We start from the raw sequence: 9,286 nt of genomic DNA, 5'->3' as shown, positions 1-9,286 counted from the left end.
AACGCCGCGACGACATCCACGAAGCGTTCCTCGGCCTGGCCACATGCATCATCTGCTACCGACACACCAAAACCCTCTGTTAGGAACTCTTAGGGCTGTGGGGGATCACGATGCTGAATCCCACGACTGTGATCTACTTCGCGGCTCTCGTGCTCGGCAGCCAGACCACATTGGTATCCGATCACCTGGAGCAGGCCGTGTTCGTTCTCGCTGCCTTCGCGGCGTCCGCCAGCTGGCAGTTGCTCCTTGCCGGTGGCGGTGCGCTGCTCGGCCGCGTCCTGACCGGCAGGCGCGGGCGACTCATCACCGCCATGCTCTCCAGCACCCTGATCACGGTCCTCGCGCTCCGCCTGCTGATATCGACAACCTGACACCCCGCTTGATCAACTGACGCCGTCATTCACGGACATCGGTCACGGCCACCGCCGGTACCTGATGTCAAAGTCGACCGACCCTCGCCGAGGATTGGCGTATTGTGCTGCGGTTTCTTGGCTTTCGCCGGTCAGTGTCTCTTGTGGACATGTCTGGGGGTCAAGGGGTCGCAGGTCCAAATCCTGTCAGCCCGACCGTGGGAAGAGCCCAGTTGTGGATCTTGTATGATCGTCCCGATGGGTGCCGTCTCGATTTTTAGACCAGACGAACAGACACGATCGCGGATCATCGGACGTCACGATCGCCCAGGTCAAACCGGATGACCGCATTCTCGACCAGGACAGGCGAAGCGGCGATGTTCCGGCCACGATCGGTCACGGTCAGCCGCTACCGATACCGGGGCACGAAAGTCCCATCCCGTGGGGCGTTGCGCCGCGAGCGCACCGCGTGTCTGCGCACCGGACGTGCCTTGCGCGTGCTCCGAGCACGAACAAGGCGTCGTGGCGGGAAATTCATCCGCGACGACGCCCGGATCGACCAGCGACCATCCGAAGTAGACGACCGAAACACGGCCGGCCACTGGGAAGGTGATTTCATTCCCCCCAAGGGGCTCCATCGGTGACTGCTTCGACAACGCCGTCATCGAGTCCTTCTGGGGACGCATGCAGACCGGGCTGCTCAACCGCAAGGAATGGCAGACACGGGTCGAGTTGGCCAACACGATCTCCGAGTCCTTCGAGATCTGCCACAACCTCCGACGCCGCCACAGCGCGCTCGGCATGCTCACCCCGATCGAGTAAGAGAACAGCCACCCCGCCCTCCAGCCCGTCACCTAAACTCCGGGAACCCGGCTCCGCAAAACCCGGGGAACATCACTCCCGGGGAGCCCCAAGCCATCTCGGGGCAGCCCTGCTGGTCGGTGCTGTACTTCGCATTCATGCTGCTGAAGCAATGTGACTGCTGCTGCAGCAGCAGTACGCCTTACACCGATCTCTCTAAGTGATCAAGTAGTGACTTTCAGTGATGTCTCTGATTGACTCCTCACCCGGAACTAGGTGGAGCTGTCGCACAGCCCGGAAGGAGTTTGGTGGATAGCGTTCCGGAGGATCCGGCGTCCAGCACCGTTGCTTCGCTGACCGACGCCCTCTACGTGGGCCGCTTCGAAGCAGTCCATTCCCGGTGGCGGGCGTTGAGCGAGAACGAGTTCTTTCACCACCGCGCCACTGCAGGACCGTACGAACGTGTCGACGACTCCTACGAGCGGTTGCGGCTGATCAACAATTCGCTCGGCACCGCCGAAGAGCTGGCCGATGACGTGGAAGCGATATCAGCGCTGCACGAGTGGCTGGCCCCGATCGAAGGCGGCATGCTCACGGCCGCGGGTGTCCATTACAACCTGTTCCTCGGCAGCCTGTTCGATCACGATGCCGACGACCGGCGGGACCTGGCCCCGTTCCGCACGATGCAGCAGGTCGGGGTCTTCCTGTGCACCGAGGTCGGGCATGGCAACGATGCGGTGCGACTGGAGACAACCGCTACCCATGATCCTTCGACCGGTGGGTTCGTGCTGCACACCCCGACATCGGCCGCGCAGAAGTTCATGCCCAACTCCAGTACGGCCGGCGGCCCGAAGACGGGACTCGTCGCGGCCCGGTTGATCCATGACGGGCAGGACCGGGGGATCTTCCTCTTCCTGACCCCGTTGACGGATGGCCACCGAACGCTTCCGGGCATCCGGGTCCGTCGGCTGCCTGACAAGATCGGTTATTCGGTAGACCACTGCCTGACGGCATTCGATCACGTCCGATTGCCGCCCCATTCGTTGCTGGCCGGCGAGCACGGACGAATCGCAGGCGACGGCTCCTTCACGAGCTCGGTGGACAAGCGCCGACTGCGGTTCCTGCGATCGATCGGCCGGGTCACGGAGGGCAAGCTCTGCATGAGTGCCGGCGGTATCGGTCTCACCCGCACCGCAATGACGATCGCCATGCGCTATGCCCACACCCGGCACACCACCGGCCTGTCAAAGGGGCAGACCGTGCCCGTGTTCGAGCACGCCAGCCACCGGGCGAGGCTCATGGGGGCGCTGGCCGACACCTATGCCGCGACTCTGCTGCACCGTGAGGTGCTGCATCGGTGGATACGCAGCACGGCCACCGATCGCGCGAACAACGAACGGCTCGTCGCCATCGCCAAGGCGTGGATCTCATGGCAGGGACGGATGGTCGCGATCGAGTGCCGGGAACGGTGCGGCGCACAGGGCCTGTTCCCCTTCAACGGCATCGCCGAACTTCCGGACTACTACACGGGCGGCATCACCGCGGAAGGCGACAATCTCGTTATCTCGGTCAAAGCGGCCCGTGAGCTGCTCGGCCAGGAGCTGCCGCAACCGGCTGCGACAGCACCCGACCGACGCCATCTCGACGACCCCGGGTTTCTCCAAGCTCTGCTCGGCGACGTCGAATACATCTGGCACCAGCGAGCACGTTCGCGCTTGCTTCGAGAATCTTCTCCAGTACCGCTGGACCAATGGAACGCCGCCGTCGGTCCCGCCCTGGAGATGACCGGCGCCCATGCGCAGCGTCACGCCGCCCGTGCCCTGCTGGCGGCCGCCGATCGATCCGGAGACCACCAGGCCCAGCAACTGCTGTGGTGCGTCCACCGTCTCTTCGTGCTGCGCTGTCTCGCCCGCCACGCCGGTGACCTGCTCGCCGAAGAACGGATCACCGCTGATCACGTCCGTGAGCTGCCCGATGCCACCGAAGCCGCTACGGCGGAACTCGCGTCACATGCGCTGACCCTGGTCGAGGCGCTCGCGGTCTCACCCAAAGTCCTGGAGCGCTATCCCATCGCCTCGACCGACTTCCTCGCCACCTTCGAGCTCGTCACCAGTGATCACGATGTCCGGAATATCGACGAAAGGGTGAACACCGATGTCAGAACTCCTTGACCGCAAGCTCCGCCACTTCTTCAGCCTCATGGACCGTGACGGGTCCGGCACGCTCGAGCGGAACGATTACCTGACCGCGGCGGAGAACGTCAACACCGCCTTCGGAGTCGCCGCGGAATCCGCCCCGCACAGCCAAATTCGCGAGGAGTTCGTCCGGTTCTGGGACGACATCATCAAGCCGATGGACACCGATGGCGACGGGCATGTCAGCTTCGACGAGTACCGATCGGCCTACACCGCAGGCGTTCAGGACAATCCCCAGGGCTACGAGAACGTGCGGCCCCTCGCAGACGCGGTCATCAGGATCGCCGACATCGAGTCGAACGGAAAGATCACTTCGGACAACTTCACGCGTGCCATGTCCGCCGCCTTCGGCATCCCGGAGCCGGACTGCCGGACCGCCTTCGCCACGCTCGACAAGGACGCGAGCGGCTATCTGACCCGCGACGAGCTGCAGACCGCGGGAGCGCAGTTCTTCATCGGCACTGATCCAGAACTCCCCGGCAACACTCTGTTCGGACGGTTCTGACGGACCGGGGCACGATGGCCCGCTCCGGACGACAACTGGTGGGAGCAGCGTGGCCAGCGGCGGATGCGGCTCGAACCGGATGTCTTCCGGACGGGCGGTGCTCCTCCGGCGGAGAAGTCCCGTGCACCCGTTGGTCTTGAGGTCCTGGTGCGGGGTCTGCCGCTGATGCAGGCACTCCTTTTGCGGCGTCGTCGAGTCTGCCGGTCCGTGCCGCCAATTCCGTGCGAAACTCGGCGTCGGCGCGCTGGGCACGATGTGCCCGATGCACCAGGCCTTCGAGCGCACCGGGTTTCCCCGACGGCCACGATGTGCAGCCGGCCCCGTTCCTTCCGCGCCGCCTAAGCCAGTTGATGACGTGCTCCATGCAGGCTCTGGTGGCGTGGAACGGGGCGCGGTGGCTGTGTCGCCCGGGAATCCGCCGTACACGGCTGGACGGTCTCGCGCGGAGGTGAGTGTGGCCGCCGCTGCGCATCTCCTCCAGGGTCGGCGGCCTCGGTTCGTCCACTCCGGTGTCCACAGAGGATGTTTGTCGCCCAGGGCTGCGCGGATTTCGGCAGCGCGGCGAGCTGCGCTTGCCGGAAGTGTCATCCATCGAGGTCAGGCCGCGTGTCGGTATTCGCTGAGGATGCCGCCTAGGCGCGCGTCTTCGCATGTCGAGGTGGGCGATCTGGGTTGGGTCGGGGATCGGCTCCGGAAGGGGTGCAGCGGACGGGCGTTTGCGATGCCTTGGTGAGGCCGGTGCGCGAGTTGTAGAACTCTTCGAACTCCTGTGAAGCGTGGCGCAGGTGCCGCTGGTTCCGGATCAGCGTGCGGTCCAGGAGTTCGCGTCGGCAGGTCTGCACCCATCTTTGCGTGATCGAGTTCATTCTCGGCATGTGGGTGCCGCTGAGCACGACGTCGATCCCTGCGTCCTTGAGGATGGGGTCGCACAGCTTGGGAAACTTGCTGTCGCGGTACCGGATCAGGCGCGCTCTGCAGCCCGTGTCCTCGAGGTCCATGACAAGATTCCTCGCGGCCTGAGCCACCCATGAGGTGGTCGGGTGCGCGGTGGCGCCCAGAACCCGGATCCGGCGAGTGCCGTGCTCGTGGTGAGTGGTGTTTTCCTTCGGCATGTGAGATCGCCCGTCCTGCTGGTGTGTGGCGTGTGGTCTATCGATCAGCGGCGTCGACGCCGAGTCGTTGAGTTCCGGGGTGTCACGTCGCCCGTTCCTCGCCGATCGGGGTGCCAGAACGACAGGGCCACGGCGAGCATCCGTCCAGCTCCGGTTTTTGACGTGCCGGATTGAGGTGTTCGGTAGGTTGTCTGGCATGCCTAGCGGTGATCTTCCGGTCGAGGTCGGTCGGAGTGTGGAGCTGTTCCTGACTGCCGTGGATGAGTTGGCGCCGGGCTTGGTCACCGGCTTCTACTTGGTCGGATCGGTGGCTTTGGGAGACTTTCATCCGCGCGGTGCCGGTCGCGGTCGGCTCGGCACGGCCAGCGATATCGACTTCGTTGCGGTGACCGACCGCCGCCTGGAGCCCGGGGCGCGGGAGATGGCGGCGTTGGCCGAGGCGCACGCCCGCACCGTGGCCTGCTTCCCTCGGCCGCACTTTGATGGTGCGGTGCTCACCTGGGCCGATCTTGCGGCAGGGCCAGACGGCTGTCCCGACGTTCCCTGCGCGCAGGAGAGCCGGTTCACGCCGGCGGGACGGTCCGGCGTCAACCCGGTGACGTTTTGCGAGCTGGCCTGGCACGGGATTCCGGTGCGCGGGCCCCGGCCGGCCGACGTAGGTTCAACGAGATCGGCCTGGCCTGCCTGGACCCTCGATGGGCGGGAGGCCGTCCCCGCCTGCTCAGTTCTGACGACGAGGACTTCGTCGTGGCGACGCCACCACCCGCCCGACCGAGCTCAGCCAGCCCCTCACCCGCTGGTCCATTCGCAAACTCGCCGCCTACCTGCAGAAGGTGCACGGCCGCGTGATCCGCATCGGCCGTGAGGCATTACGGTGCCTGCTCGCCCGTCGCGGCATCACCTTCCAGCGCACCAAGACCTGGAAGGAGTCGCCCGACCCCGAACGTGCCGCCAAGCTCGACCGCATCGAGCACGTCCTGGACCGCTTCCCCGACCGCGCCTTCGCGTCCGATGAGTTCGGTCCGCTCGGCATCCGGCCCACCGCCGGGTTGTGCTGGGCCAAACAGGGACCACCGCACCCACGGAGTGCGCTACTTCCACGGCTGCTACTCGATCGGCGACGACACACTCTGGGGCGTCAACCGCCGCAAGAAGGGCGCGGCTTGATCATTCGCCGACGTTCAAGGCCGCACAGTCCGCGACTCCCAGTTCGGAAAGCACCGCCCGGAGCCGCTGCAGGGCCGCGGTAGTGTCCGGGCTCTCCGCGATCTCAAGGTCAAGATGGCAACGACCCATGCCGCTGCCCGCATCGGTGACTTCGCCGTCGAGCTCGAACGCCACCTCCAAAGCCTCTTCGACGTCGTCGCGATCGATCGGCAGCCGCACGAAGACGATCTCGACGAACACTCCGGTCCTCCCTCTCAACCCGGCGAACCATAGCGGTCAGCTAGCCGTCGATCTCGCGCGAAATCGACGGCCTGTCCAGTGGCGAAAGATATGATCTTGTTCTGCTCGACGACGAAAGACGGGATGCGTGCGATGCGGCTCGGGACAGTGGCGCGGGAAGCCACGAGGCTGGAATTGGGCGAATGGCTGGCCACGGCGACCCCACCGACGCCGCGCGGGTGATCACCGGTTCGGCTGGCTGCGGGAAGACCCACCTGGTCAGGTCTGTGGTTCGGGAATTCGACGCGGTCGTCGATGCCACCGGTGCCTCGGCAGCCGACCTCGCCGTCGCCGTGAACGAAGAGCTGGGGTTGGATCGCGGACCGCTCGCGGGCGAGGTCAGTCCCATCGGGGTCAGCAGGGCGGCCGGGAAGCGCGGGCGTCCGTTCCTGGTTGCCATCATCAACGTCGAACATGCGGGAGGCATCCGGTGCTCGTCGGTTCCGGACGATGTGCTGACCGACCTGCTGTCGGATTTGTTGAGCAGCAACAAATACGCATCGGGACGTTACCGTCCCGGGCGGGAAGCGGATTTCCCTTCGGTGCGGCTGTTGGTCGAGCTGCCGAAGGAGCGGGCTGCGGCCCTGACGCGCGAGGTGGGATTGCCCGCCGGGTCGGTTGTGGACCTGGACGACGCTCACCACGCCCCGTACCGCACGGAGTTCGAAGCGTGGATCAGCCGCTTGCTCGCTGCTCCGGGAACCCCGTACGCGGACGCACCGGTGGACGTGGTTCGCGCCATCGCCTCCGAGATCGCGGACCGCTCGTCGCTGAACTTCCTGCTGGCCGAGGCAACGGCGATCGTGCTGCGAACCCGCAAGGCCCGCTGGTCACCGAGTGGAGCCGAGCGGCTGCCGGGCACGCTCGCCGAGGTCTAAGATCTTCTACTCGCCTCGCAACCGGTACCGCGATCCCGGCTGTCGGAACTGCTGGCGCCGATCGCGCTCGCCGAAGGCACGCCGGGAATGCCGCAGGAGGTGTGGCAGGCAGCGGCGAGCAACCTGCTCGGCGAGCACGTTCCCGCGCGCCAATTGGAGGACGCAGCCGCACTTACCGGTGAACTGATCGAGCGGACCGCCGTCCCAACAGCCTCGGGCGAGGTGGCGTGCTGGCGCATCCGGCACGAAGCGCTGGGACGCGCCGCCGCGGTCTCGCTCGGATCCGATACTCGGCTCAGCGTGCTGTCCACCATCGCGTCGTTCGTGCCCAGGGATGCGCTCGAGGCCACTCGCACCGCGGCTGAGCGCTACGCCCTCGGCGCTGGCCCCGGCCACGCGGCCGGGGCGTTCGCTGTCGACAACTGGCTCACCGACCCACGGCGCGTGTTGCTGTCGCAGCAGCGCAACCTCGAAGACGCGGTGCGCGGGGCCGGGCAAGCAGACACCGACGCGGCAGACCGACGCAGGCGCGTCGTCCTCGAAGCGAGCAGGACGTTCCGGGACCACCCTGAACGTTCGCTGGCCGAGCACGCCGCACGTCTGCAGTGGTCCGCAACGGTGTGCGGCGACGAGACGCTCTGCCAATGGCTCGACGAATGCGGGCTGGCGCTGCCGTGGCGGACGCTGTGGGCGTCCTGGCGCCCGCTCGGCGAACTGGACACCGATCGGATCGATCCGCGATGGCCCGGGCCGGTTGCGCTGGCCGGTGGGCAGCTGACCGACGGCGAGGAACAAGTCTGCCTGCGGAATTGGGTCGGGCGGGGTTTCCAATGGTGGTCGCTGGCGGAAGGAGAACCGGTCGGGCCAGCCTTGCCAGCGCTCCGGATGACGACTGGCCGCAGGAGCTGGCGGAGGAGAGCAGCGACCTCGAGGTCGAGCAGGACGAGGAGTCCGACGACGGCGCGATCCTCCAGCAGCCACCTCAAATCGATCATCCGGCCAGGTGAAAGCACCTTGAACGCCGAGCAGGTTGTCCGAGTCTGCCAAGGCATGTGCACCCTGGCCATCGCCACAGTCACCCGGCGCGGTGAGCCACGCATCAGCGGCGCCGACGGGCACCTCCTGCACGGCCGTTGGATCGTCGGCACCCACCGCCAGGCCGCTAAAGCCCGTCATCTCGCGGCGCGGCCCGGCATCAGCGCGACCTTCATGCGCGGCGAGCAGCTCGGCATTTTCACGCATGGACACGCCGTTCCGCTGAACCCCGAGGGGACGAGCAGCGACCCGACTTGGCCGACCGTCCGCGACTACCTCGTCAACCACTACGACGACGACGGCGACGAACCGTTCTGGGACGAGAACGTGTGGTATCGCATCGACCCCAGCTGGATGGTCGCCTACAGCGCCGACCCCGTCGGGCTGCTCGACCAACAACCGTCAGTCTGAAGAGAGCTCGCGCGGGTCCACCTCAGGCCGTCACTCCGGGGCCAGTCGAGGTTGACATCTTCAGCCGGTATTCGGTGGGTTGCCGGGGCGGGTCATCGTCGATGGAAGTGGACTGACGGGCCCATGGGTAGCGCTCGTGCGGTTGAGCTGGGCCCTTCCGCCCCGGGCAAACCACGTGCCAGTTTCCCGGCTCCGCCGATCTTGCGAGATCCGCGAGGCGCGAAACAGAGGACGAAGTCCTTCCTACGGCCAAGGCCAGAGACGACGAACGCGCCCCCGTACCCGGTGAAGGGTGCGGGGCGCGTTGGTTCAGGCGGCGCGGTGCCGCCCATCGGCGGAGTCACTCCAAGAAATGTCGGAGCACAATAGCAGCGAGCGACATTCCGCGCCTCCGGTCCTTCGGTAGAACTGTTGCCCTTGCTTGACATAGCAATAAAACCCGCCAGCGGTGTGGCGTATGTCGACGGCACGTGAATACTGACCCCGGCGTGGCATCCGAATTTTGACCCCTTTGTCCGGTGACCTTGACTCGAGTCGAGTCAGGGAGGACCGA

General features: G+C 66.1%; 8 protein-coding genes and 1 pseudogene. 6 read left to right on the top strand and 3 right to left on the bottom strand.

Annotated elements, in window-relative coordinates:
- Nucleotides 1-89 precede the first annotated feature (89 nt).
- The 4 genes and pseudogenes from AC07FN_RS45080 to AC07FN_RS45065 form a co-directional block, all read left to right on the top strand.
- A pseudogene (locus AC07FN_RS45080) lies at nucleotides 90-371 on the top strand (lysine transporter LysE); the annotation flags it as partial.
- 588 nt (nucleotides 372-959) lie between these two features.
- Nucleotides 960-1,172, top strand: coding sequence for an integrase core domain-containing protein (locus AC07FN_RS45075; RefSeq protein WP_478401239.1), 213 nt, complete (start codon nucleotides 960-962; stop codon nucleotides 1,170-1,172).
- Nucleotides 1,173-1,459: 287 nt separating this feature from the next.
- Nucleotides 1,460-3,322 (top strand): acyl-CoA dehydrogenase family protein, encoded by a 1,863-nt coding sequence (locus AC07FN_RS45070; protein WP_478401238.1) that lies wholly within the window; start codon nucleotides 1,460-1,462, stop codon nucleotides 3,320-3,322.
- The gene (locus tag AC07FN_RS45065; protein WP_478401237.1) at nucleotides 3,306-3,851 is read left to right on the top strand and encodes an EF-hand domain-containing protein; all 546 of its coding nucleotides are present in this window, start codon (nucleotides 3,306-3,308) and stop codon (nucleotides 3,849-3,851) included. The genes AC07FN_RS45070 and AC07FN_RS45065 overlap by 17 nt, the downstream gene beginning before the upstream one ends.
- 632 nt (nucleotides 3,852-4,483) lie before the next feature.
- Here AC07FN_RS45065 and AC07FN_RS45060 read toward each other — a convergent pair.
- The 3 genes from AC07FN_RS45060 to AC07FN_RS45050 all read right to left on the bottom strand — a co-directional run bounded on the left by AC07FN_RS45060 (nucleotide 4,484) and on the right by AC07FN_RS45050 (nucleotide 6,825).
- On the bottom strand, nucleotides 4,484-4,963 hold the full coding sequence (locus AC07FN_RS45060) for an integrase core domain-containing protein (RefSeq protein WP_478401236.1): 480 nt from the start codon (nucleotides 4,961-4,963) through the stop codon (nucleotides 4,484-4,486).
- 1,167 nt (nucleotides 4,964-6,130) lie between these two features.
- On the bottom strand, nucleotides 6,131-6,370 hold the full coding sequence (locus AC07FN_RS45055; protein WP_478401235.1) for a hypothetical protein: 240 nt from the start codon (nucleotides 6,368-6,370) through the stop codon (nucleotides 6,131-6,133).
- A 14-nt stretch (nucleotides 6,371-6,384) separates the two neighbouring features.
- Nucleotides 6,385-6,825 (bottom strand): hypothetical protein, encoded by a 441-nt coding sequence (locus tag AC07FN_RS45050; RefSeq protein WP_478401234.1) that lies wholly within the window; start codon nucleotides 6,823-6,825, stop codon nucleotides 6,385-6,387.
- Nucleotides 6,826-6,951: 126 nt separating this feature from the next.
- Between AC07FN_RS45050 and AC07FN_RS45045 the strand changes: the two genes are divergently transcribed.
- Complete coding sequence (locus tag AC07FN_RS45045) at nucleotides 6,952-7,287, top strand: hypothetical protein (protein WP_478401233.1); 336 nt, start codon at nucleotides 6,952-6,954, stop codon at nucleotides 7,285-7,287.
- Nucleotides 7,288-7,374: 87 nt separating this feature from the next.
- On the top strand, nucleotides 7,375-8,733 hold the full coding sequence (locus AC07FN_RS45040; RefSeq protein ID WP_478401232.1) for a hypothetical protein: 1,359 nt from the start codon (nucleotides 7,375-7,377) through the stop codon (nucleotides 8,731-8,733).
- Nucleotides 8,734-9,286 lie beyond the last annotated feature (553 nt).

It is taken from the genome of Saccharopolyspora sp. NPDC045941, assembly GCF_056431445.1.
Note: the sequence above shows the minus strand (reverse complement) of the source record. Positions and strands in the feature narration are given on the sequence as shown.

Bases quoted from the DNA above. Each gene is read 5' to 3' on its own strand.
- AC07FN_RS45040 (WP_478401232.1), top strand. From the start codon at position 7,375: ATGCCGCAGGAGGTGTGGCAGGCAGCGGCGAGCAACCTGCTCGGCGAG.
- AC07FN_RS45060 (WP_478401236.1), bottom strand. From the start codon at position 4,963: ATGCCGAAGGAAAACACCACTCACCACGAGCACGGCACTCGCCGGATC.
- AC07FN_RS45050 (WP_478401234.1), bottom strand. From the start codon at position 6,825: ATGTTCGACGTTGATGATGGCAACCAGGAACGGACGCCCGCGCTTCCC.
- AC07FN_RS45065 (WP_478401237.1), top strand. From the start codon at position 3,306: ATGTCAGAACTCCTTGACCGCAAGCTCCGCCACTTCTTCAGCCTCATG.